The 22,714-nt window shown below is 68.0% G+C and carries 21 protein-coding genes; 6 read left to right on the top strand and 15 right to left on the bottom strand.

Annotated elements, in window-relative coordinates:
* The first annotated feature begins 42 nt into the window (after nt 1-42).
* The 3 genes from map (at nt 43) to A8M77_RS08290 (ending at nt 4,068) form a co-directional block, all read left to right on the top strand.
* Entirely contained in the window at nt 43-867 is an 825-nt protein-coding gene (gene map, locus A8M77_RS08300) for a type I methionyl aminopeptidase (RefSeq protein WP_086921081.1), read from the top strand.
* Nucleotides 868-896: 29 nt separating this feature from the next.
* On the top strand, nt 897-3,485 hold the full coding sequence (locus tag A8M77_RS08295) for a [protein-PII] uridylyltransferase (protein ID WP_086921080.1): 2,589 nt from the start codon (nt 897-899) through the stop codon (nt 3,483-3,485).
* A 178-nt stretch (nt 3,486-3,663) separates the two neighbouring features.
* A complete protein-coding gene (locus A8M77_RS08290) occupies nt 3,664-4,068 on the top strand; it encodes a DoxX family protein (RefSeq protein ID WP_086921079.1) in 405 nt (134 codons plus the stop codon).
* A 15-nt stretch (nt 4,069-4,083) separates the two neighbouring features.
* Here A8M77_RS08290 and def read toward each other — a convergent pair whose 3' ends face one another.
* The 5 genes from def to smc form a co-directional block, all read right to left on the bottom strand.
* Nucleotides 4,084-4,623: a peptide deformylase gene (def, locus tag A8M77_RS08285; RefSeq protein WP_086921078.1), complete on the bottom strand. Its 540-nt coding sequence runs from the start codon at nt 4,621-4,623 to the stop codon at nt 4,084-4,086.
* A 37-nt stretch (nt 4,624-4,660) separates the two neighbouring features.
* Complete coding sequence (locus A8M77_RS37205; RefSeq protein ID WP_086921077.1) at nt 4,661-5,083, bottom strand: hypothetical protein; 423 nt, start codon at nt 5,081-5,083, stop codon at nt 4,661-4,663.
* Nucleotides 5,084-5,203: 120 nt separating this feature from the next.
* Nucleotides 5,204-7,291, bottom strand: coding sequence for an NAD-dependent DNA ligase LigA (ligA, locus tag A8M77_RS08275; protein WP_086921076.1), 2,088 nt, complete (start codon nt 7,289-7,291; stop codon nt 5,204-5,206).
* Between the two features lie 134 nt (nt 7,292-7,425).
* A complete protein-coding gene (locus tag A8M77_RS08270; protein WP_086921075.1) occupies nt 7,426-8,526 on the bottom strand; it encodes a cell division protein ZipA C-terminal FtsZ-binding domain-containing protein in 1,101 nt (366 codons plus the stop codon).
* A gap of 9 nt (nt 8,527-8,535) precedes the next feature.
* Nucleotides 8,536-12,051, bottom strand: coding sequence for a chromosome segregation protein SMC (smc, locus tag A8M77_RS08265; RefSeq protein WP_086921074.1), 3,516 nt, complete (start codon nt 12,049-12,051; stop codon nt 8,536-8,538).
* A gap of 111 nt (nt 12,052-12,162) precedes the next feature.
* On the opposite strand from smc, the gene A8M77_RS08260 reads away from it, so the two are divergent.
* Nucleotides 12,163-12,912, top strand: a complete 750-nt coding sequence (locus tag A8M77_RS08260) for a hypothetical protein (protein WP_086921073.1) — start codon at nt 12,163-12,165, stop codon at nt 12,910-12,912.
* Between the two features lie 78 nt (nt 12,913-12,990).
* Nucleotides 12,991-13,683, top strand: coding sequence for a mobilization protein (locus A8M77_RS08255; protein WP_086921072.1), 693 nt, complete (start codon nt 12,991-12,993; stop codon nt 13,681-13,683).
* Here the strand turns inward: A8M77_RS08255 and A8M77_RS08250 are convergent.
* The 8 genes from A8M77_RS08250 to A8M77_RS08215 form a co-directional block, all read right to left on the bottom strand.
* Nucleotides 13,653-14,189, bottom strand: coding sequence for a disulfide bond formation protein B (locus A8M77_RS08250; RefSeq protein WP_086921071.1), 537 nt, complete (start codon nt 14,187-14,189; stop codon nt 13,653-13,655). The genes A8M77_RS08255 and A8M77_RS08250 overlap by 31 nt on opposite strands.
* A gap of 1 nt (nt 14,190) precedes the next feature.
* On the bottom strand, nt 14,191-15,276 hold the full coding sequence (locus A8M77_RS08245) for a sulfate/molybdate ABC transporter ATP-binding protein (protein ID WP_086921070.1): 1,086 nt from the start codon (nt 15,274-15,276) through the stop codon (nt 14,191-14,193).
* 12 nt (nt 15,277-15,288) lie between these two features.
* The gene (gene cysW, locus A8M77_RS08240) at nt 15,289-16,185 is read right to left on the bottom strand and encodes a sulfate ABC transporter permease subunit CysW (RefSeq protein ID WP_086921069.1); all 897 of its coding nucleotides are present in this window, start codon (nt 16,183-16,185) and stop codon (nt 15,289-15,291) included.
* Complete coding sequence (gene cysT / locus A8M77_RS08235; protein WP_086921068.1) at nt 16,185-17,075, bottom strand: sulfate ABC transporter permease subunit CysT; 891 nt, start codon at nt 17,073-17,075, stop codon at nt 16,185-16,187. The genes cysW and cysT overlap by 1 nt, the downstream gene beginning before the upstream one ends.
* A 3-nt stretch (nt 17,076-17,078) precedes the next feature.
* Nucleotides 17,079-18,080, bottom strand: coding sequence for a sulfate ABC transporter substrate-binding protein (locus A8M77_RS08230; RefSeq protein WP_086921067.1), 1,002 nt, complete (start codon nt 18,078-18,080; stop codon nt 17,079-17,081).
* Nucleotides 18,077-18,655, bottom strand: coding sequence for an RBBP9/YdeN family alpha/beta hydrolase (locus A8M77_RS08225; protein WP_086921066.1), 579 nt, complete (start codon nt 18,653-18,655; stop codon nt 18,077-18,079). Before A8M77_RS08225 ends, A8M77_RS08230 begins: the two co-directional genes overlap by 4 nt.
* A gap of 14 nt (nt 18,656-18,669) precedes the next feature.
* A complete protein-coding gene (locus A8M77_RS08220; protein ID WP_086921065.1) occupies nt 18,670-19,311 on the bottom strand; it encodes a peroxiredoxin in 642 nt (213 codons plus the stop codon).
* Nucleotides 19,312-19,429: 118 nt separating this feature from the next.
* Entirely contained in the window at nt 19,430-20,344 is a 915-nt protein-coding gene (locus A8M77_RS08215; protein ID WP_086921064.1) for a LysR family transcriptional regulator, read from the bottom strand.
* Between the two features lie 134 nt (nt 20,345-20,478).
* Between A8M77_RS08215 and A8M77_RS08210 the strand changes: the two genes are divergently transcribed.
* The gene (locus A8M77_RS08210; RefSeq protein WP_086921198.1) at nt 20,479-21,126 is read left to right on the top strand and encodes an FMN-dependent NADH-azoreductase; all 648 of its coding nucleotides are present in this window, start codon (nt 20,479-20,481) and stop codon (nt 21,124-21,126) included.
* Between the two features lie 44 nt (nt 21,127-21,170).
* On the opposite strand, the gene A8M77_RS08205 is transcribed toward A8M77_RS08210, so the two are convergent.
* On the bottom strand, nt 21,171-21,722 hold the full coding sequence (locus tag A8M77_RS08205; protein WP_086921063.1) for an NADPH-dependent FMN reductase: 552 nt from the start codon (nt 21,720-21,722) through the stop codon (nt 21,171-21,173).
* An 86-nt stretch (nt 21,723-21,808) separates the two neighbouring features.
* Complete coding sequence (gene epsC / locus A8M77_RS08200; protein ID WP_086921062.1) at nt 21,809-22,714, bottom strand: serine O-acetyltransferase EpsC; 906 nt, start codon at nt 22,712-22,714, stop codon at nt 21,809-21,811.

The raw sequence follows: 22,714 nt of genomic DNA, 5'->3' as shown, positions 1-22,714 counted from the left end.
AACCGGGCATTTTAGCGGGGCCGATGGGATAATTCGGGCCCTATGAGCATCACCTACAAAGACGCCGAGGGCGTGGCCGGCATGCGCACCGCGTGCCGCCTGGCCTCGGAAGTGCTGGACTACCTGACCCCGCACGTGAAACCCGGCGTGACCACCAACGAGATCGACAAACTCGCCCACGACTACATCACCCAGGTCCAGGGCGGCATCCCCGCCCCCCTCAACTACATGGGCGCCTCCAGCGTGCCCTACCCCAAGTCCATCTGCACCTCGGTCAACCACGTGGTGTGCCACGGCATCCCGAACGACAAGCCGCTGAAGAAGGGCGACATCGTCAACCTCGACGTCACGGTCATCAAGGACGGCTGGCATGGCGACACCAGCCGCATGTTCGTCGTGGGCGACGCCTCGATCGCCGCCAAGCGCCTCTGTGCCCTCACCTACGAGGCCATGTGGCACGGCATCGTCAAGGTGAAGCCGGGCGCGCACCTGGGCGACATCGGCTTCGCCATCCAGCGCTTCGCGGAGAGCAACGGCTTCTCGGTGGTGCGCGAGTTCTGCGGCCACGGCATCGGCCGCGGCTTCCACGAGGAGCCGCAGGTGCTGCACTACGGCAAGCCCGGCACGCTGGACGAGCTCAAGCCCGGCATGACCTTCACGATCGAGCCGATGATCAACGCCGGGAAGCGCGACATCAAGGAAGACGCCAAGGGTGGCCAGTACGACGGCTGGACCATCGTCACGCGCGACCACTCGCTGTCGGCGCAATGGGAGCACACGGTGCTGGTGACCGAGACCGGCTACGAAGTGCTCACGCTCTCGGCCGGCAGCCCGCCGCCGCCCGCGTTCGCCAGCGCTTCGGCTTGAGGCCGCTCGCCGGCCTTCGAGAGGCTGCCATGGTGGACCTTCCGTCGTTGCGTGATGCCTACCGCACCCACAAGTTGGCGCTGTACGACGAAGCGCGCAGCGCACGCGCGCCCACCCGCAGCGTGCACTCGGTGCTGCGGCGGCTCGCGGCCCTGGCCGACGAAGCGCTCAATGCGCTGTGGGCGGAAGCGGGCTTCGGCAACCGGCTGGCGCTGGTGGCGGTCGGGGGCTTCGGCCGCGGCGAGCTCTTTCCCTATTCCGACGTGGACGTGCTGCTGCTGCTGCCGCCGGACCATGCACAAGAGATCGATCCGGCGCGCATCGAGGCCTTCATCGGCCACTGCTGGGATGCGGGCCTGGAGATCGGCTCCAGCGTGCGCACGGTGGACGAATGCCTGGCCGAGGCCGCCAAGGACGTCACCGTCCAGACCTCGCTGCTCGAATCCCGCCTGATTGCGGGCGACAAGAAGCTCTACACGGCCTTCCGCAAGAGTTTCTGCGCCGCCATCGACCCACAGGCTTTCTTCGCCGCCAAGTCGCAGGAGATGCGGCATCGGCACCAGAAGTTCGAGAACACGCCCTATGCGCTGGAGCCGAACTGCAAGGAGTCGCCCGGCGGCCTGCGCGACCTGCAGACCATTCTCTGGGTGGCCAAGGCCGCGGGCTTCGGTCGGCGCTGGGACGACCTGGCCAAGAACGGCCTGGCCACCGCCTTCGAGGTGCAGCAGATCAAGCGCAACGAGGCGCTGCTGGGCCTGATCCGCGCACGCCTGCACGTGATCGCCAACCGCCGCGAGGACCGGCTGGTGTTCGACATGCAGGTTGCGGTGGCCGCCACCTTCGGCTACGTGAGCGAATCGCAGCGCAAGGCCAGCGAGGCGCTGATGCGCCGCTACTACTGGGCGGCCAAGGCGGTGACGCAGCTCAACCAGATCCTGATGCTCAACATCTCCGAGCGCCTCTACCCGCAGGAGGAACAGGCGACGCGCATCAACGACCGCTTCTTCGAGAAGGGCGGGCTGATTGAGGTGGCGAGCGACGATCTGTATATCCGGGATCCGCATGCGATCCTGGAGACCTTCCTGCTCTTCCAGAAGACCATCGGCGTCAACGGCCTGTCGGCACGCACGCTGCGCGCGCTCTACAACGCGCGCCACGTGATGGACAGCAAGTTCCGCAACGACCGCGTGAACCATGCGACCTTCATGCGCATCCTGCTGGAGCCGCGCGGCATCACGCATGCCTTCCGGCTAATGAACCAGACCTCGGTGCTGGGCCGCTACCTGCGCGTCTTCCGCAGCATCGTTGGGCAGATGCAGCACGACCTGTTCCACGTCTACACGGTCGACCAGCACATCCTGATGGTGCTGCGCAACGTTCGGCGCTTCTTCATCGTCGAGCATGCGCACGAGTACCCCTTCTGCTCCCAGCTCGCCGGCGGCTGGGACAAGCCGTGGATCCTTTACGTCGCGGCCCTGTTCCACGACATCGCCAAGGGCCGTGGCGGCGACCACTCCGAGCTGGGCGCGCGCGACGTGCGGCGCTTCTGCCGCCAGCACGAGATCCCGCGCGAGGACACGAAGCTGATCGAGTTCCTGGTGGCCGGGCACCTGGTGATGAGCCAGGTCGCGCAGAAGCAGGACCTGAGCGACCCCGAGGTGATCGCCACTTTCGCCAGGCGCGTGGGCAACGAGCGCTACCTGACGGCGCTGTACCTGCTGACCGTCGCCGATATCCGGGGCACCTCGCCGCGCGTGTGGAATGCCTGGAAGGGCAAGCTGCTCGAAGACCTGTACCGCTACACCCTGCGCGCCCTGGGCGGACGCATGCCCGATCCCGGCGCCGAGGTCGAGGCGCGCAAGCGCGAGGCCCTGGTGCAGCTCGCGCTGCACGCACAGCCCTTCGAGGCCCACAAGGCCTTGTGGGAGACGCTGGACGTGGGCTACTTCATGCGCCACGACGCATCCGAGATCGCCTGGCACACCAAGCAGCTGTCACGCCACGTGCCGCCGCGCAACGTGCCCATCGACCCGCACACGCCAGCCGTCGTGCGGGCGCGGCTCTCGCCCGTGGGCGAAGGCCTGCAGGTGGTGGTCTACACACCCGACCAGCCCGACCTGTTCGCGCGTATCTGCGGCTATTTCGACCAGTCCTCTTTCAGCATCCTCGACGCCAAGGTCCATACCGCCACCAACGGCTACGCCCTCGACACCTTCCAGGTGGTCGCCACCTTCATTCCCGAGCACTACCGCGACCTGATCAACATGGTCGAGAGCGGGCTGGCCAAGACGCTGGACGAGGCCGGCCCCCTGCCCTCGCCCAGCAAGGGCAGGGTCTCTCGCCGGGTGCGCAGCTTTCCGATCAAGCCGCGGGTCAGCCTCCTGCCCGACGAGAAGGCGCAAAGCTGGCTGCTCAACATCTCGGCCAGCGACCGCGCGGGCCTGCTCTATTCGGTGGCGCGGGTGCTGGCACGCCACCACCTGAACCTGCAATTGGCCAAGGTCACAACCCTGGGCGAGCGGGTGGAAGACACTTTCCTGATCAGCGGTCCCGAGCTTCAGCGGCAGCGCACGCAGGCGACCATCGAGACCGAGCTGCTCGAGGCTCTGGCCGCCTGAGGCCGACGCCGGTTGCGCGGCTGCCGCCCTGGCGTTTCGAGCGCACCCTCGACCCGGCGACAGGCTACGCCGAACTCGACATCCGGCCTTTCTGATTTTCTGCAGGGGCTGTCCGTCGACCTCGCGCGGAATCGAACACAATCGCCCCTGTTTTTTTTACAAACAGAAAGGCTTTCACATGATCCGTTCCGACGATACCGGCAAGCTCGTCCTGCGCGTGGCCCTGGGCATCCTGATCCTGATGCACGGCATCGCCAAGATCACCGGCGGCGTTGGCTTCGTGTCCAACATGCTCGCCTCGCACGGGATCCCCGGCGCCCTCGCCTATCTGGTGTACGTCGGCGAGATCGTCGCACCGGTGCTGCTGATCATCGGCCTCTACACGCGCCCCGCGGCGTGGATCGTGGTCATCAACATGTTGGTGGCGATCTGGCTGATCCACATGAAGCAACTCGGCATGATCAACAAGCAAGGCGGCTGGGAGCTTGAACTCCAGGGCATGTACCTGTTCAGCGCGCTGGCCGTGGCCTTCATGGGTGCCGGCCGCTTCAGCGTGGGCGGCAGCGGCGGCAAGTACAACTGATCTGCCGATCGGCGCTCAGTCGTCCTCGGCTGCATCGAGGCCCGGAAACAGGATCTCGGTGTAGCCGAACCGGGAGAAATCGCGCACCCGCATGGGGTAGAGCTTGCCCAGCAGGTGATCCACCTCGTGCTGCACGACCCGGGCGTGAAAACCGCTCACCGTCCGGTCGATGGGATCCCCATAGGGATCGAAGCCGGTATAGCGAATATGGGCGAAGCGCGGCACCACGCCGCGCAGTCCGGGTACCGACAGGCAGCCCTCCCAGCCTTCCTCTTCCTCGTCGCCGATCGGCGTGATGACCGGATTGATCAGCACCGTGCGCGGCACGATCGGTGCATCGGGATAGCGCGGGTTCACCGTGTCGGTGCCGAAGATCACCAGCTGCTGGTCGACCCCGATCTGCGGCGCGGCGAGCCCGGCACCGTTCACCGCGTGCATCGTCTCGAACATGTCGCGCACCAGCAGGTGCAGCGCGTCGGTGTCGAATGCGGCGACCGGCTGCGCGATGCGCAGCAGCCGGGGGTCGCCCATCTTCAGGATCTCGCGTACCGTCATGCGGCCATTATCGCCATGGCCGCCGGCGCTTTCGCTCTCAGGGCGGCGTCTGGCCGCGCGAGTCGGGCGAGGTCATCATGCGGTTGATTTCCTGCCGGCTGCGGCCCGGCGGAACTGGCACGATCGTCCCTGCCACGCCACCGGTGGTCGGCCCCATGCCGCGCGGCGGCGGCGCCGGCGGCACCACCGCAGTCGGCCGCCCGCCACCCCAACCCGGTCGCGGATAGCCCGGGTGCGGGTAATAGCCGGGGCGGCCGTAGTAGTACGGAGCGGGATAGCGCGGCCGCGAGTAGTAACTGCCGTCGATGTACACGTTGGGCTGGACGACGACCGGGTTCTGATCCACGTAGTAGGGGTCCGAGTAGCCGTAGGAGCCTGCCGGATAGGCCACGCAGCCGCCCAGCAGGGCCGCGCCACCGAGCACGGCGGAGATTCCCCAAAGACGACGAAACTTGATCATGATGGACTCCTGGTCGGCATTGCCTGGTTCAATGATTCAACGCTCTATTGCAGGCCCTGTTGACTTCTATCGCATGAAGCTGCGTAACGGCGGGTAAAGGGGCGGTAAAGCCGGGCCACCTCAAAGGCCATTGTCGAGAATCGAGAGCATCTGTGCCTCATCGATCACGGCCACCCCCAACTCGCGAGCCTTGTCGAGCTTGCTTCCGGCCTCTGCGCCTGCGACCACGTAGTCGGTCTTCTTGCTGACCGAGCCGGCCACCTTGGCACCCGCCGCTTCCAGTTTGTCCTTGGCTTCGTCCCGGCTGAGCGTAGGAAGAGTGCCGGTGATGACGAAGGTCTTGCCCGCCAGCGGCTTGGGCACGCGCGCGGCGGGTTCGCCTTCCTCCCAGGTCAGGCCGCAGGCGCGCAATTGCTCGACCACCTCCCGGTTGTGCTCCTGGTCGAAGAAGGTGCGCAGGCTCCTGGCGACCACCGGGCCGACGTCGTTGACCTCCAGCAGTTGTTCCTCGCTCGCATCCATGATCGCGTCGAGCTTGCCGAAGTGCTTGGCCAGGTCCTTGGCGGTGCTTTCGCCGACATGCCGAATGCCCAGCCCGAACAGGAAGCGCGGCAGGGTCGTCTTCTTCGAGGCCTCCAAGGCATCGACGAGATTCTTCGCCGATTTTTCGGCCATGCGGTCCAGGCCGGCCAGCGTGGTGAGGCCCAGCTTGTAGAGGTCGGGCAGCGTGCGGATGAGCTGGCCGTCCACCAGTTGCTCGACCAGCTTGTCCCCCAGGCCCTCGATGTCGAGCGCGCGCCGCTGCGCGAAATGCAGCATGGCCTCCTTGCGCTGCGCGCCGCAGAAGAGCCCTCCAGTGCAGCGGTAGTCGACCTCGCCTTCCTCGCGCACCGCATCGGAGCCGCAGACCGGGCACTTGCGCGGCATGGTGAACACCGGACCGCGCTGGTCGGCCGGCTTGGCCGCACTTTCGGGCACCACACCCACTACCTCGGGGATCACGTCGCCGGCGCGCCGCACGATCACGGTGTCGCCCACGCGCACGTCCTTGCGCCGGGCTTCGTCCTCGTTGTGCAAAGTGGCGTTGGTCACGGTCACGCCGCCGACGAACACCGGCGCCAGCTTCGCCACCGGCGTGAGCTTGCCGGTGCGCCCCACCTGCACCTCGATGCCGAGCACCTCGGTCAGCTGTTCCTGCGCCGGATACTTGTGGGCCACCGCCCAGCGCGGTTCGCGCGAGACGAAACCGAGCTGGCGCTGCAGTTCCAGGCTGTCGACCTTGTAGACCACGCCGTCGATGTCGTAGGGCAGCGCGTCACGCTGTTTCGCGATGGTCTCGTGGAAGGCGATCAGCTCGATCGCGCCGCGCGCGCGCTGGGTCAGCGTGCCGATCGGGAAACCCCAGGCATGGAACTGCTGCAGCCAGTCGAACTGCGTGGCATGCACGGGGCCGCCCTGGTCCGGCGGCGTGACCTCGCCGAGTCCGTAGGCGAAGAAGCTGAGCGGCCGGTCGGCGGCAATCGCCGGATCGAGCTGGCGCACCGCGCCCGCCGCGGCGTTGCGCGGATTGACGAACACCTTCTCATTCTTCTGGCCGGCAGCGATCTTCTGGCGCTGGCGCTCGTTGAGCGCCTCGAAGTCGTCGCGCCGCATGTAGACCTCGCCGCGCACCTCCACCACCGGCGGGACGGTCTTGCCCTCGCCGTGCAGGCGCAGCGGGATCTGCTGCACGGTGCGGATGTTCTGCGTCACCTCCTCGCCGATCTCGCCGTCTCCGCGCGTGGCGGCCTGCACGAGCACACCCTGCTCGTAACGCAGGTTGAGTGCCAGGCCGTCGAACTTGAGCTCGCACACGTACTCGACCTGCGGTCCGTCCTCGGCCAGGCCGAGCTCGCGCCGCACGCGCGCGTCGAAGGCGCTGGCGCCGCCGGCCGTGATGTCGGTCTCGGTACGGATGGAGAGCATGGGCACCTTGTGTCGCACCTTGGCGAAGCCATCGAGCGGCTTGCCGCCAACGCGTTGCGTGGGCGAGTCGGGCGTGCGGAGCTCGGGGTGCTCGGCCTCCAGGGCCTGCAGGCGCTGGAACAGCCGGTCGTATTCGGCATCGGGCAGCTCGGGGGCGTCGAGCACGTAGTAGAGGTGGGCATGGCGGCGCAGCTGCTCGCCCAGTGCGGCGGCTTCGCGAGCCGCTTCTTCTCGCGTGATCATAGGTTTTAAGGAGTTGACGGATTCTCTCTTTTCGAGGAACACCGCGGAACCGGCTTTGCCGGGCCGCTGGTGTTGCCCCCGGTGAGGGGGGTGGAGGCCACACGAAGTGGGCAAGCCTGGGGGCGAGCGTCCATTCAGCTGAACAGGCGCCGAGCCAGCGGCGAACCCGCCGACAGCTCGCGCGAATCCAGCGTGTCGTAGAGCTGCTCGAGATCGGCCCCGATCGCGTCCATGGTCTCCTCGCGCAGGAGCTGGCCGTCGCCGTCGGTGACCACGCCGTCCATCTCGCGCGCCAGGGCCGCGGCGATCTCGCGCATGCGCGGAAAGGGCCGCTCGGCGCGGTCGACCTGGGGCACGTCCAGGCTCAGGGTGAGCTCGCGGATGGCGGACTGCGCCGGATCGTCTGCCAGTGCCGCCTGGGTGTCGAAGGACAGGCCGAGGATTGGCGGCAGGCCGACCTCGCCGGCCGGCAACACCATGCGGCCGGGGATGATGCCGGCCACGAAGCCCAGCCGGGCGGCGTTCTGCTGCACATACCCGGGACTCCAGGCCGCATGCAGCGCCCGCAGCACGAATCCGAGTTGGGCATCGTGCGCGCTGGCGAACTGGTCGAGTTCGCGCGCCCGCCCCACTTCGTCCAGCATCTCGGGGAACTCGGGCGCGCCGTTGACCGCATCGGCGAAAGCCTGCGCCTTCACCACGAATTCGGAGTACTCGATCTCGTTGAGCGCGCCGGTGCGGTTGGCCAGCTGCACGCCGGCCTGGAAGGCGCCGTAGCGCTGGCCGGGCGCCGCCGGCTCCCACTCGCCGCTGAGTTCGTTGAGGCCTTCAATGGCCACCGGCTTGCTGCCGGCGCGGCGGGTGGCAGGCATGGCCGCGATCGCTGCGTCGCCGGACACCCGGCTGTCCAGCGTGATGGGCGCGATCACGTCGATCAGCGGATCGAGGCCGCCGCGCCGTTCCGCGGTCGGGACCGGCAGCGCACTGGGCGCCGGCAGCGCGGGGTCGAACAACGGCTCGTGGCGGTCCGCGGCGGTGCCCGGCTGCGCCGGCGCGTGCAGCACCGGCTCCTCCTCGCGGCTCAGCGGCGCTGGCGCGGTCAGCGGCGGGTCGTCGCTGTCCGGCGCATCGGGTTGCCGCGGTGCGTTGCGGCGCGACATCCAGGCGTTGTAGCCGACGACGGCGGCAAGCACCAGGCCACCGACGATGGCAAGGGCAACGGTGAGGCTGCTCATCGCCGCTGTCTATGCAGCTTCGGCCATGGAGACGGCGGACTCCATGTCCACGGCCACGATGCGCGAGACGCCCTGCTCCTGCATGGTCACGCCGATCAGCTGCTCGGCCATCTCCATCGCGATCTTGTTGTGGCTGATGAAGAGGAACTGGGTTTCGCGGCTCATGGCAGTCACGAGTTTGGCATAACGTTCGGTGTTGGCGTCGTCCAGCGGCGCGTCCACCTCGTCCAGCAGGCAGAAGGGCGCGGGGTTGAGCTGGAAGATGGCGAACACCAGCGCGATCGCGGTGAGCGCCTTCTCGCCGCCCGACAGCAGATGGATGGTCTGGTTCTTCTTGCCGGGCGGTTGCGCCATCACCTGCACGCCGGAGTCGAGGATCTCGTCGCCGGTCATCATCAGCCTGGCATTGCCGCCGCCGAAGAGCTCCGGGAACATGCGGCTGAAATGCTCGTTGACGATCTTGAAGGTGCCGCCGAGCAGCTCCCGCGTCTCGGCGTCGATCTTGCGGATCGCGTCTTCCAGCGTGTTGATGGCCTCGTTGAGGTCGGCCGACTGGGCATCGAGGAAGGTCTTGCGCTCGCGCGCCGTCGCCAGTTCGTCCAGCGCCGCAAGGTTGACGGCGCCGAGCGAGGCCACCTCGCGGTTGAGACGGTCGATCTCGGACTGCAGCCCGGTCAGCCGCACCTTGTCCTCCTCGATCGAACGGGCGACGGCTTCCAGGTCGGCCTGCGCGTCGGCCAGCAGCTGCTGGTACTGCTCGAAGCCCAGGCGCGCGGCCTGCTCCTTGAGCTGCAGTTCGGTGATGCGCTGACGCAGCGGGTCGAGCTCGCGCTCCAGTTGCAGGCGGCGTTCGTCGCTCGCGCGCAGCTTGAGCGTGAGGTCGTCGTACTGGCTGCGTGCACTGCCCAGCGCGGTCTCGCGCTCGAGCTTGAGAGACAGTGCATCCTGCAGCCCGGCCTGCGCGGCGGCATCGGACAGGCGGCCGAGCTCGGCGCGCGCACGCTCGTCCTCGTCGGCGAGCGCAGCGACCTGCTGGGCCGCCGTCTCGATGGCGCGGTTGAGCTCGGCGCGGCGCGCCTCCAGCGTGCGCTGCGCGAAGACCGCCTCCTGCGCCTGTCGCTCCAGGCTGCGGTGCTGCTCGCGGCTGGCGGCCAGCGCACGGGCGGCTTCGATCACGCGCTCGTCGAGCTGGGCATGCCGCTCCTGGCTGTCGGCCAGTTGCATGTCCAGTTCCTCGAAGCGAGCCTCGGCGGCGACGCGTTTTTCCTGAAGCTCTTCCAACTGCGCCTCGACCTCGCCGAGGTCGGCCGACAGTTGCTCGCTCCGCGCACGGGTCTGCTCCGCCAACTGGGTGAGGCGCAGCGTCTCGACCTGCAGCTCGTGTGCGCGCGACTGCGTGTCGGCCGCCTCGCGCCGGGCCGTGACCAGGCGCTGCGCCGCATCGCCGTATGCAGCTTCGGCACGCGCCAGCGCGGTGCGCGCCTCTTCGTTGATCAGCGTCTGGGCGCGCAGCTGGCGCTCCAGGTTTTCCATTTCCTGCTGGCGGGCCAGCAGGCCGGCCTGCTCGGAATCCTGGGCATAGAAGCTCACGCTGTGCGCCGTGACCGCATGGCCGCTCTTGACGTAGATGGCCTCGCCCGGTTGAAGCCGGTCGCGCTGGCCCAGGGCTTCTTCCAGCGTCGGCGCCGTGTAGCAGCCGTGCAGCCAGTCGGCCAGCAGGGCCTGCTGCCCCGCATCGCCGAGGCGCAGCAGGTCCGCCAGCCGCGGCAGCGCGCCCGGCGCCTGGGGCACTGCGGCGCTCGGCGGGCTGTAGAAGGCCAGCTTGGCCGGCGGCGCATCGCTGCCGAAGGCGCGGACCATGTCCAGCCGACTGACCTCCAGCGCGCCCATGCGCTCGCGCAGCGCGGCCTCGAGCGCGTTCTCCCAGCCCTGCTCGATGTGGATGCGGCTCCACAGGCCCTGCAGGCTCTCGAGACCATGCTTGGCCAGCCAGGGCGCGAGCTTGCCGTCGGTCTTGACCTTCTCCTGCAGCGCCTTGAGCGCCTCCAGGCGGGCCGAGAGCTCGGCCTGGCGCGCACCCTCGGTGTTCACCGCCTGCTGCTTGCCGCGGCGGTCCTCGTCGAGTTGCGGCACCGACTCCTGCAGCTCGTGCAGGCGCGCATCGGCTTCGCTGGCCGCCTCCTGGGCCGCATCGAGCTGTTCCTGCATGTCGCGCAGCCGCGCCTCGTCGGGCGCCGCCAGCGCGTTCTGGTCGCCGCGCAGACGCTCGGCGCGCTGCGTGAGCTGGCGCACCTGGTCGTCGATGTTGCGCTGGTCGGCCGCCAGCACCTGGATCTGCTGCTGCACCTGCGTCACGCTGGCGCGCTGGGCGTTGGCCTCGTCCTGCGCGCGCTGCTGCGCCTCCTCGAGGGCGGGCATGCGCGCATCGTGCTCCTCGAGCTGGGCGGCCAGCAGCTCGGCCTGCTCCTCGGCATCGACGCCCTGGCCGGCCAGGGTCTCGATCTCGGCCTCGGCATCCTTGCGGCGCGTGTTCCACTGGCTGGTCTGCTCGCCCAGCTGTACCAGGCGCTGCTCGACCCGCTGCCGGCCTTCGACCACGAAGCGGATCTCGCCCTCCAGCCGCCCGACCTCGGCGCTGGCCTCGTAGAGCCGGCCCTGTGCCTGGTTGACCTGGTCCCCGGCGGCGTAGTGCGCCTGACGCACCGTCTCGAGTTCGGACTCCACGTGCCGAAGGTCGGCCGTGCGCGATTCCAGGTCGTTGATCGCCTTCTCGCCGTCGGCCTTCACCTTGGCCTGGTCACCCTCGCTTTCGCCTCGCTTGAGGAACCATAGCTGGTGTTGCTTGCGGGTGGCGTCGGCCTGCAACGTGTTGTAGCGCGTGGCTACCTCGGCCTGCTTCTCCAGGCGTTCGAGGTTGCTGCCCAGTTCGCGCAGGATGTCCTCGACCCGCGTGAGGTTCTCGCGCGTGTCGCCGAGGCGGTTCTCGGTCTCGCGGCGGCGCTCCTTGTACTTGGAAACGCCGGCCGCCTCCTCGAGAAAGAGGCGCAGCTCCTCGGGCTTGGATTCGATGATCCGGCTGATCGTGCCCTGCCCGATGATGGCGTAGGCGCGCGGGCCGAGGCCGGTGCCCAGGAACACGTCCTGCACGTCGCGCCGGCGTACCGGCTGGTTGTTGATGAAGTAGCTGGAGTTGCCGTCGCGCGTGAGCACGCGCTTGACCGCGATCTCCGTGAACTGCGACCACTGGCCGCCGGCACGGTGGTCGGCGTTGTCGAACACCAGTTCCACGCTCGAGCGACTGGCCTGCTTGCGGGTGGTCGTGCCGTTGAAGATCACGTCCTGCATGGACTCGCCGCGCAGCTCGGAGGCACGCGATTCGCCCAGCACCCAGCGCACCGCATCCATGATGTTCGACTTGCCGCAGCCGTTGGGGCCGACGACGCCCACGAGTTGACCGGGCAGCAGGAAGTTGGTGGGTTCCGCGAAGGACTTGAAGCCGGAGAGCTTGATGGAGTTGAGACGCACGACTGGTCTGGCCTAGGTTGGTGCCAAGGTGTTGATTTGTAAGGAAATATTCGCCGGCCAGAACCCCCATGGCCGGCTGTCACCCGAGGCCGGGATGATAACGTGCGGCCCATGAGCGATTCCCCCCGGTCTTCCCCTCTCGCGCGGCGCGTCCTGCTCCTGGCCGGCATGGCTGCCGCGATGGGCTTCGCGGGCTGCAGCAGCACCGATCGTGCCGAGCCCTACGGCAACAACGAATGGCTGCAGAGCGGCGCCAACCGGATCGCCAATCTCGCGTTGCGCGACAACCTGCAGTCGATACGGCGCGTGCAGCTCTCGCTGTATCGGCGCAACCCGCGGGAATGGCGCAAATGGGCCGCGAGCCCCGAAGACGCGACCCGGCGCACCTGGGACGCGATCACGCAGGACAACCCGCTGCCCTCATTGCGCGGCGCCACCGGCATCGAGGCCATCCGGCTCGCCTTCGAGACCCAGCCTCAACCCTACGAGGGCGACCGCGTCGCAGCGCTGGTGGTGGGGTGGGCCACGCTGCTCAAGCAGGCCAACGGCGGCACGTGGGAGCAGACCATGCTCGACGGCGTCAACGCGGAGAACAGCTACCGCGCAGCGCGCAACGTCGAGATCTCGCTGTGGCTCATCAGCTCGAGGACCGGCCCCGATGGCCAGCCGCTGCTGCTGGCCACCGAGATCAGCGATCGCGGCCGCAACCTGGTGGTCGACCGCGAGCTCTCCAAGGTGGTGGCGCGGCTGGACCTCATGGCGGCGCAGGCCGACGAGAAGTACCGGCGCGCCGCGCTGGATTTCAGCCAGAACTGGCTGCTGGGGAACCTCGGCCCCTTCTTTTCGATGGTTCAGCGCTAGAGCCCTTGCCTGGACGGCCGCGGACTGGCCCCTAGAATGCCTGTCGCTTTCCCCCTCCCAACCTTCCCCAGGAACCTCATGAGCTCCCTCAACTTCATCGGCGGCGAAAAGGGCGGTGTCGGCAAATCGGTCACGGCACGGGTCTTGGCGCAGTACTTCATCGACCACAGCAAGCCCTTCGTGGGCTTCGACACGGACAGGTCGCACAGTTCCTTCACCCGTTTCTACGAAGGCTTCGCCTCCCCGGTGGTGGTGGACAGCTACGAGGGGCTGGACACGGTGGTCAACGGCTTCGAGACGCATCCGCAGCAAAGCGTGATCGTGGACCTGGCGGCGCAGACGCTGGCGCCGCTGGCGCGCTGGATCAAGGATTCCGAACTGTTCGACGTCTTCGCTGGGCTGGGCGTGACGGTCAATTTCTGGCACGTGCTGGACGACGGCAAGGATTCCAGCGACCTGCTCGGCACGCTGGTCGACACCTTCGGCAACCGGCCGAACTACATCGTGGTGCAGAACTACGGGCGGGGCAACGACTTCGCCCTGCTGCTCGGCTCGCAGTCGCTGAGCAAGGCCACGGCCCACGGGGCGCGCGTGATCGCCCTGCCCCGCCTGCACGATGCCAGCATGCGCAAGATCGATGCGCGCAACACCAGTTTCTGGAAGGCGGTCAACGACCGCGAAGGGCCGAACGCGCTGGGGCTGCTGGAGCGCCAGCGCGTCAAGAGCTGGCTGGCAACGTCCTACGCGGCCTTCGACACGCTGCCGCTCTGAGCGCGGCCGCCGCCGCTGCGCCGGAACAGCAGACCGAGCAACAGCAGGCTGAAGACCACGAAGGCAATGAAGGACCAGTTCGCGATCGACAGCCCCAGGAAGGTCCAGTCGATCTGCGTGCAGTCGCCGCCGCCGCGGAAAATCATGGGCAGCGCGCGCTTCAGCGGGAAGGTCTCGATCATCCCGTAGAGGTCACGCCCGCAGGACACGACCTCGGGCGGATACCACTGCAGCCAGCTCTGGCGCGCCGCGGTGTACGCACCGGCCACCGCCATCACCAGCGCCAGCGTCGCGCCCGTGAGCTGCAGCCCGCGGCTGCGGCCGAGCGCCGCCAGGCCGGTGAATACCGCCACCAGGACCAGCGCATAGCGCTGCACGATGCACATCGGGCACGGCTCGAGGCCCACCACGTGCTGCAGGTAGAGCCCGAAGGCCAGCATCGCCACGCAGGCGGCGCAGATCAGCGCGAGCGCACGGCGCGGCGCTCCGAAATACCAGTCGAACAAATCAATGCCCCTCTACGAAGACGCGGGCCCGTCGCGGGGTGGCGACCACCGTCTCGCCCTCGCGCAGCCCGAGGTCCCGGAACTGTTGCGCAGGGAGTTGCGCTTCGATGATGGCTCCGGAACCAGGATTGTCTGGATTCGATTCCACCGGTTCGAGTTCCAATCGCGCAATCGGTCCGACCACGATGGCCCGGGCCAGGGTGGCGACGATGCCGCTGGCGCCCTGTTGGTAGCGGGCCACGTCCAGGTCGTGCGGGCGCACGTAGGCCAGGGCCTTGCCGTTGCGCAGATCGCGGTGCTCGGGCGAATCGATGCGGAAGCCTTCCACGTGCACCTCGCCCTCGTGCGCGCGGCCATGGAACAGGTTCACGTCGCCGAGGAAGCCGTACACGAAGGGGCTGGCGGGATGGTCCCACACGTCCTGTGGGGAGCCGACCTGCTCGATGCGGCCGCCGTTCATCAGCACCACGCGGTCGGCGACTTCCAGCGCCTCCTCCTGGTCGTGGGTGACGAAGATGCTGGTGACGTGCAGTTCGTCGTGCAGCCGGCGCAGCCAGCGGCGCAGTTCCTTGCGGACCTTGGCGTCCAGCGCGCCGAAGGGTTCGTCGAGCAGCAGGACCTTGGGCTCCACCGCCAGTGCACGGGCCAGCGCGATGCGCTGGCGCTGCCCGCCGGAGAGCTGGGCCGGGTAGCGGTCGGCCAGCCAGTCGAGTTGCACCAGCTTGAGCAGGTCGTGCACCTTGGCCTTGATCTGGGCCTCGCTCGGCCGCAGGCCGCGCGGCTTGACGCGCAGGCCGAAGGCGACGTTCTCGAACACCGTCATGTGGCGGAACAGCGCGTAGTGCTGGAACACGAAGCCGACCTGGCGCTCGCGCACGTGCACTTCAGTGGTGTCCTCGCCGGCGAAGAGGATGCTGCCGCCGTCGGCTGTCTCCAGGCCGGCGATGATGCGCAGCAGCGTGGTCTTGCCACAGCCGGAGGGACCCAGCAGCGCGACGAGCTCGCCCGAGTCGACGTGCAGGCTGACGTCGCGCAGTGCGTGGAAGTCGCCGAACTGCTTGCTGATGTTGCGGATCTCGATGCTCATGATGTGTGTTCCTCAGGCCTGCGCGGCCGACATCGGCCGCTCCGGCGGCAAGTCGGCCAGTGCCTTCATTTCGCGTTCGTGGCGCCATTCGATGACCGACTTGATCACCAGCGTGACCAGGGCCAGGATGGCCAGCAGCGAGGCCACCGCGAAGGCCGCCACCGACTGGTATTCGTTGTAGAGCACTTCGACGTGCAGCGGCATGGTGTTGGTCTGGCCGCGGATGTGGCCCGAAACCACCGACACCGCGCCGAACTCGCCCATGGCGCGCGCGTTGCACAGGATCACCCCGTAGAGCAGGCCCCACTTGATGTTGGGCAAGGTCACGCGCCAGAAGGTCTGCCAGCCGGTCGCGCCGAGCACGATGGCGGCCTGTTCCTCTTCCGTGCCCTGGGCCTGCATCAGCGGAATCAGCTCGCGCGCGATGAAGGGAAAGGTCACGAACACGGTGGCCAGCACGATGCCGGGCACGGCGAAGATGATCTTGATGTCGTGCGCGGCGAGCCAGGGCCCGAACCAGCCTTGGGCGCCGAAGACCAGCACGTAGATCAGGCCGGCCACCACGGGCGAGACCGCAAAGGGCAGATCGACCAGGGTGGTCAGCAAGGCCTTGCCACGGAACTCGAACTTGGCGATGGCCCACGCGGCCGCGATGCCGAAGACCAGGTTCAGCGGAACCGTGATCGCCGCGGTGATCAGCGTCAGGCGGATCGCGCTCCAGGCATCCGGCTCCTTCAGCGCGTCGAGGTAGGCGGCGAGGCCCTTGCGCAGCGCCTCGGTCGCCACCGCGGCGAGCGGCAGCACGAGGAAGAGGAACATGAAGGCCAGCGCCAGGCCGATCAGGGTGAAGCGCACCCAGGCCGATTCGGTGGTGCCGGCCTTGGCCCGGCGGATGGTGCGGGTGCTCATCAGGTACCTCCCGCCTGGCGGCGCTGCCATGCCTGCAGCGCGTTGATGACCAGCAGCAGCGCGAAGGAGATCACCAGCATCACCAGCGCGACCGCCGTGGCGCCGGCGAAGTCGTACTGCTCCAGCTTGCCGATGATGATGAGCGGCGTGATCTCCGAGATCATCGGCATGTTGCCGGCGATGAAGATCACCGAGCCGTACTCGCCGATCGCGCGGGCGAAGGCCATGGCGAAGCCGGTCAGCAGTGCCGGCGTGATGGAAGGCAGGATCACCCTGGTGAAGGTCTGCAGCCGCGTGGCGCCCAGGCTGGTGGCGGCCTCTTCCAGCTCCTTCTCGGCGTCCTCGAGCACCGGCTGCACCGTGCGCACCACGAAAGGCAGCCCGATGAAGATCAGCGCGATCACCACGCCGGCCGGCGTGAAGGCCAGCTTGATGCCCATGGGCTCCAGGTACTGGCCGATCCAGCCGTTGCCGGCGAGCAGCGCGGTGAGCGAGATGCCGGCGACGGCGGTGGGCAGGGCGAACGGCAGGTCGACCAGCGCGTCGACGATGCGCTTGCCAGGGAACTTGTAGCGCACCAGCACCCAGGCCACGAGCAGGCCGAACACGAGGTTGACCAGGGCCGCGATCAGCGAGGCGCCGAAGGTCAGGCGGTAGGAGGCCATCACCCGCGGCGCGGTCACCGCGTTCCAGAACTGCTCCCAGCTCAGCGCCGAGGTCTTGAAGACCAGCGCCGACAGCGGGATCAGCACGATCAGGCAGAGATAGAACAGCGAGAAGCCGAGCGTCAGGTGAAAGCCCGGCAGCACGCGGCGCGAGACGCCTGGGCGCCCCGCATGCGAAGACGGCGCTGCCGCGGACGGCAGCGCCGAGGAAAGAGCGCCGCTCATCGTCTACTTCGCGCCGGGCGTGTACAGCTTGTCGAACTGGCCGCCGTCGTTGAAGTGCACCTTCTGTGCATCGCCGAGGCTGCCGAAGAGTTCCTGCACCGTGAAGAGCTGCAGGGGCTTGAAGGTCGCGGCGTGCTTCTTGAGCACCGCCTCGGAACGCGGACGCAGCGCATGCTTGGCGGCGATCTCCTGCGCCTCGTCGGAGTAGAGGTAGTCGAGGTAGGCCTTGGCCAGCTCGCCGGTGCCCTTCTTGGCCACCGTGCGCTCGACCACGGCCACCGGGTTCTCGGCCAGGATGCTGATCGAGGGGTAGACCGCATCGACCTTGCCGGCGCCGAATTCGCGGTCGATGGACACCACCTCCGACTCGAAGGTGATCAGCACGTCGCCGATGTTGCGCTGCAGGAACGCGGTGGTCGCGTCGCGGCCGCCGCGGGCCAGCACCGGGACGTTCTTGAACAGCTTGCCCACGAATTCGGCGGCCTGGGTGTCGCTGCCGCCCTTCTTCTTCACGTAGCCCCAGGCAGCGAGGTACGCGTAGCGGCCGTTGCCGCCGGTCTTGGGATTGACGATCACCACCTGGACGCCGGGCTTGACCAGGTCGTCCCAGTCCTTGATGCCCTTGGGGTTGCCGTTGCGCGTGAGGAACAGCATGGTCGAGGTGGTGGGCGCCGCGTTCTGCGGGAAGCGCTTGGACCAGTCCTTGGCGACCACGCCTGCGTTGGCCAGGAAGTCGACGTCGGTGCTGGTGTTCATGGTCACCACGTCGGCCTCCAGCCCATCGGCGACGGCCCGGGCCTGCGCGCTGGAGCCGGCGTGGGACTGGTCGACCTTGACGTCCTTGCCCGTCGTCTTCTTGTAGTTCGCGACGAAGGCGGCGTTGTAGTCCTTGTAGAACTCGCGCGCGACGTCGTAGGAGACGTTGAGCAAGGTCTGGGCCGAGGCAGCGCCAGCGGCCGCCAGTGCGAGCGTGCCGAGGATCGTCTTGATGGTTCTGGAAGTCATAGGGTTGCCAGTGGTTCGAATTTGGGTCGGGCGGCCATCGGCGTCGCGGGCTCGTCCGTCAACGATTGGAGCAGCGCCAGGCCAAGCGGCCAGTCACCATGCCCCGAATCGATGTTGATATGGCCGGCATTCTGCATGCGAACGAATTCGCTGCCCCAGGCGCGGGCATAGGCGCCGGCCAGGCGCACCGGGCAATAGGGGTCGTTGCTGCTGGCCACCAGGATGCTGCGGTACGGCAGCTTGGCATAGGGAACGGGCGCGAAGTCGCTGAGCACGGCGCGCCGTTCCGGGTCGGCCGGCGCGACCAGCAGCGCCCCGCGGATGCGGCTCGCGGCCGCCTCGGACAAGTGCACGGTCGCAATGCAGCCCAGACTGTGGGCGGCGATCACCACCGGCCGCGGGCTTTCGAGCACCAGCTTCTCGAGCGCCGCCACCCAGGCCTCGCGCTTGGGCGTGATCCAGTCGTCCTGCACCACCCGCACGGCGCCCTGCATGCGCTCGGCCCACAGGCTCTGCCAGTGGCCCGGGCCGGAGTCGCGCCAGCCGGGGACGATGATGATGTTCGGGTGGCTCACGCAGCGGCTCCAGCTCAGCGGTTGGGCTGCGGCGTCAGGCGCAGGTACGGCCGCACGGCCTGGTAGCCCTTGGGAAAGCGCTGGGCGATCTCGGCCGGGTCCTGCAGGCTGGGGAGGATCACGACGTCGTCGCCGTCGCGCCAGTTCGCCGGGGTCGCCACCTTGTGGCTGTCGGTGAGTTGCAGCGAGTCGATCACGCGCAGGATCTCGTCGAAGTTGCGGCCCGTGCTCGCCGGGTAGGTGATGGTGGTGCGGATCACCTTCTTCGGATCGATGATGAACACGCTGCGCACCGTGGCGGTGGCCGAGGCGTTCGGGTGGATCAGGTCGTAGAGGTCGGCAACCTTGCGGTCCGCGTCGGCCAGGATCGGGAAGTTGACGGTGGTGTTCTGCGTCTCGTTGATGTCGCCGATCCACTCCCTGTGCTTGTCCGCGGGATCGACGCTGATCGCGATCGGCTTGACGCCGCGCCGGGCGAACTCGCCCGACAGCGCCGCCGTCTTGCCCAGCTCGGTGGTGCACACCGGCGTGAAATCGGCCGGGTGGGAGAACAGCACGACCCAGGCATCACCGGCCCACTGATAAAAGTCGATGGGGCCTTCGCTCGAGTCCTGGGTGAAATTCGGGGCCGTGTCGCCGAGGCGCAGGGTTGCCATGGTCGCTCGCTTTCTTCTTGGGGGGAATGAAGGGAGCGCCGATTCTCCGGAGCATCGCTTCAAAGCCAAACGAATATCTACTTGTTTGAATATGGCATATAGCGAATAAGGAACGCGCTCAGACCGTCAACCTGAAACCTCCCGCCTCGCTGTGCTCGGCCAGGTAATCGATCAGGCGGCGGATCGCCGGCACCAGCGCCCGGCGCGAGGGGAACACGGCGTGCAGGATGCCGGGCGCCGGCCCCCAGCCCGGCAGCACCTCGACCAGCCGGCCCGCTGCGAGGTCCTCCTTGCACATGTAGTCGGGCAGGATGCTGGCGCCGACGCCCTCCACCACGGCGGCCTTCAGGGTCAGCAGGTCGTCGGCCAGGTAGCGCGGCCTGTGCTGCATGGTGTGGGTGGCGCCGTTGGGGCCCTCCAGCTGCCAACTGACCCGCCCGTCGGCGGCCGTCTGGGCGACGGTATCCAGACGTCCGAGCCCGTCCACCGCGACCACCGGGCCCTGCCGCCGCAGCAGCTCGGGGCTGGCCACCAGCACGCCCCGGGCGATGGCCAACTGCTTGGCCACCAGGGTGGTGCTGTCCTCGATCACGGGCCGCACCCGCAGGGCCAGGTCGATGCCCTCCTCGATCGGGTCCACGGCCCGGTTCAGGATGCGCATCTCGATCTGCACCGCGGGGTAGCGCAGCATGAACTGGGACACCAGCACGCCCATGCCGCTCTGCGCCAGCGTGATCGGACAGCTGATGCGCACCAGGCCGCGCGGCTCGGTCTGCACCTGGGCGATGGCTTCGGCGGCCGCTTCGGCGGCATCGCGCATCGCCAGGCTGTGGCGCAGGTAGAGCTCCCCGGCCGGCGTCAGGGACAGCTGGCGGGTACTGCGCTGCAGCAGTTGCACGCCCAGGCGCGCCTCCAGGTCGGCGACCCGGCGCGACAGTCGCGATTTGGGGATGCCCAGCGCCCTGCCTGCGGCGGCGAAGCCGCCGTGCTCGGCCACCTCGGCGAAGAAAACCATGTCGTTGAGGTCTTGCATGGCCTGGATTGTCCTACCAACAGGACGAACTGTGTCAATTTCGCCGACTTATCAATCAGTCGACTCAAAAATAGACTATCCCCCATGCCGACCGATCCCGTGCCGGCGCAACCATCGAAAGAGAGCGATTGATCATGAAACTGCTGCACGTCGATTCCAGCGTCCTGGGCACCCACTCCGTTTCCCGCCAGCTCACCGCGGAAGTGGTGGCCGAATGGGGCCGAAGCCATCCGAACACGACGGTCGACTACCTCGACCTGGCCGTGGACGCCCCCAACCACTTCAATGTCGACGCGCTCGCCATCAAGGGCGCCGCGCAACCCAACCCCACCGAAGCGCAGGTTCGCGAGAACGCCGTCTCGGAGCGGCTGGTGAGCCAGTTCCTGGCGTCGGACGTGATCGTCGTCGGCGCCCCGCTCTACAACTTCAGCGTGCCGACGCAGCTGAAGGCCTGGATCGACCGCCTGGCGCAGGTCGGCCGCACCTTCAAGTACACCGACAAGGGCCCGGTCGGCCTGGCCGGCGGCAAGACGGTGATCGTGGTCTCCACCCGCGGCGGCGTCTACTCGACCAGCGAAGGCGGCCAGGCCCTGGAGCACCAGGAGAGCTACCTGAAGGTGGTGTTCGGCTTCTTCGGCATCACTGACGTGCGCTTCGTCCGTGCCGAGGGCGTGGCGATGGGCGACGAACCCCGCGCTGCTGCGCTGAGCGCCGCACGAGCCGACATCCTGGCCGCGGCAGGCGTTGCCGCGAACCAGGAACGTGCTGCGCTGGTGGCCTGACGGCAGTGGGGGGCGCAGCGCGCCCCTTCTCCCCTTCTACGGGATCAGGCGCCGTGGCGCTTGACCCAGGCGACGTAGCGGTCCACCCAGCCCTGCAGGAATTTCTTGCTGTCTTCGGCGATGTGGCCCTTGTCGTCGAAGAGGCCTTCCTTGTTCTGGATGAAGGCTTCGGGCTGGCCCATGGTGGGCACGTCCAGGTAGGCCAGCACGTTGCGCAGGTGCTGCTGCGCCAGCGCCGTGCCGATGGCGCCGACAGAAATGCCGATCACGCCCGCCGGCTTGCCGGCCCACGCGCTCTGCCCATACGGCCGCGAGGCGTTGTCGATCGCGTTCTTGAGCACACCGGGCATCGAGCGGTTGTATTCCGGCGTCACGAACAGCAGGCCCTGCGCCGCCGCGATCTCCGACTTCAGGCGCTTGACCGCAGGCGCCTGGTTGCCGTCTTCATCCTGGTTGTAGAGCGGCAGATCGTCGATGCGCAGGTGCTCGAAGGTGAAGTCCGAGGGCGCGAGGTGGGCGATCGCGAGCGCGAGCTTGCGGTTGAACGAATCCTTGCGCAGGCTGCCGACGATGACGGCGATGCGGGTCTGGGCCATGCAAAACTCCTTGGATGAGGGATGGATGAAAAGGCCCGGCCGATTATGCGAAGCGGCTTTGACCTTTTCTGGAAAAGTTCAATCGCTCAATCGCACCCGGCCTTCTGCAGCATGGCCTGGGTGATGTTGGCGCCGGCCGGCACGTCGTCGGTGATCCAGGTGTTGCCGCCGATGACCGCGCCCTTGCCCAGCGTCACACGGCCGAGGATGGTCGCGCCCGCGTAGATCACCACGTCGTCCTCCACGATCGGATGCCGCGGCAGGCCCTTCTGCAATTTGCCGTCGGGATCGGTCGGGAAGCGCTTGGCGCCCAGCGTCACGGCCTGGTAGAGCCGCACGCGCTTGCCGATCACGGTGGTCTCGCCGATCACGACACCGGTGCCGTGGTCGATGAAGAAGCCGGCGTCGATCCGTGCGCCGGGATGGATGTCGATGCCGGTCTGCGCATGCGCGAGCTCGGCCACGATGCGCGCCAGCAGCGGCAGGCCATGGTCGTAGAGCTGGTGCGCCAGGCGGTGATGGATCATCGCCAGGATGCCGGGATAGCACAGCAGCACCTCGTCGACGCTGCGCGCGGCCGGGTCGCCCTGGTAGGCGGCGAGCACGTCGCCATCGAGCAGGCGGCGGATGGTCGGCAGCGCGGCGGCGAAGGCGCGGATGGCCTGCGTGGCCTCGGCGTCGATCTCGGCCGGGTCGCGCGGTTGGTGGCGCGCGCTGTAGCGCAGCTCCAGCCGCGCCTGCGTGAGCAGCGACTGCAGCGCCGAATCCAGCGTGTGGCCCACGTAGAAATCCTCGCTCTCCTGCCGCAGCTCGGGCGGCCCGAGGCGCATCGGGAACAAGGCGCCCTTGAGCGACTCCACGATCGCGGCCAGTGCCTCGCGCGATGGAAACTCGCGGCTGCCCGGCTCGCGTGATCGCCGCTGGGCATCGCGCCATTCCTCGCGCGCCCCCCGCAGCGCCGCGACGATCTCGCCCACTTCGAATCCGGCCAT

The sequence above is a fragment of the Variovorax sp. JS1663 genome (genome assembly GCF_002157355.1).
GTDB lineage: Bacteria > Pseudomonadota > Gammaproteobacteria > Burkholderiales > Burkholderiaceae_C > Variovorax.
Note: the sequence above shows the minus strand (reverse complement) of the source record. Positions and strands in the feature narration are given on the sequence as shown.

Bases quoted from the DNA above. Each gene is read 5' to 3' on its own strand.
- map (WP_086921081.1), top strand. From the start codon at position 43: ATGAGCATCACCTACAAAGACGCCGAGGGCGTGGCCGGCATGCGCACC.
- A8M77_RS08295 (WP_086921080.1), top strand. From the start codon at position 897: ATGGTGGACCTTCCGTCGTTGCGTGATGCCTACCGCACCCACAAGTTG.
- A8M77_RS08290 (WP_086921079.1), top strand. From the start codon at position 3,664: ATGATCCGTTCCGACGATACCGGCAAGCTCGTCCTGCGCGTGGCCCTG.
- def (WP_086921078.1), bottom strand. From the start codon at position 4,623: ATGACGGTACGCGAGATCCTGAAGATGGGCGACCCCCGGCTGCTGCGC.
- A8M77_RS37205 (WP_086921077.1), bottom strand. From the start codon at position 5,083: ATGATCAAGTTTCGTCGTCTTTGGGGAATCTCCGCCGTGCTCGGTGGC.
- ligA (WP_086921076.1), bottom strand. From the start codon at position 7,291: ATGATCACGCGAGAAGAAGCGGCTCGCGAAGCCGCCGCACTGGGCGAG.
- A8M77_RS08270 (WP_086921075.1), bottom strand. From the start codon at position 8,526: ATGAGCAGCCTCACCGTTGCCCTTGCCATCGTCGGTGGCCTGGTGCTT.
- A8M77_RS08260 (WP_086921073.1), top strand. From the start codon at position 12,163: ATGAGCGATTCCCCCCGGTCTTCCCCTCTCGCGCGGCGCGTCCTGCTC.
- A8M77_RS08255 (WP_086921072.1), top strand. From the start codon at position 12,991: ATGAGCTCCCTCAACTTCATCGGCGGCGAAAAGGGCGGTGTCGGCAAA.
- A8M77_RS08245 (WP_086921070.1), bottom strand. From the start codon at position 15,276: ATGAGCATCGAGATCCGCAACATCAGCAAGCAGTTCGGCGACTTCCAC.
- cysW (WP_086921069.1), bottom strand. From the start codon at position 16,185: ATGAGCACCCGCACCATCCGCCGGGCCAAGGCCGGCACCACCGAATCG.
- cysT (WP_086921068.1), bottom strand. From the start codon at position 17,075: ATGAGCGGCGCTCTTTCCTCGGCGCTGCCGTCCGCGGCAGCGCCGTCT.
- A8M77_RS08230 (WP_086921067.1), bottom strand. From the start codon at position 18,080: ATGACTTCCAGAACCATCAAGACGATCCTCGGCACGCTCGCACTGGCG.
- A8M77_RS08220 (WP_086921065.1), bottom strand. From the start codon at position 19,311: ATGGCAACCCTGCGCCTCGGCGACACGGCCCCGAATTTCACCCAGGAC.
- A8M77_RS08215 (WP_086921064.1), bottom strand. From the start codon at position 20,344: ATGCAAGACCTCAACGACATGGTTTTCTTCGCCGAGGTGGCCGAGCAC.
- A8M77_RS08210 (WP_086921198.1), top strand. From the start codon at position 20,479: ATGAAACTGCTGCACGTCGATTCCAGCGTCCTGGGCACCCACTCCGTT.
- A8M77_RS08205 (WP_086921063.1), bottom strand. From the start codon at position 21,722: ATGGCCCAGACCCGCATCGCCGTCATCGTCGGCAGCCTGCGCAAGGAT.
- epsC (WP_086921062.1), bottom strand. From the start codon at position 22,714: ATGGCCGGATTCGAAGTGGGCGAGATCGTCGCGGCGCTGCGGGGGGCG.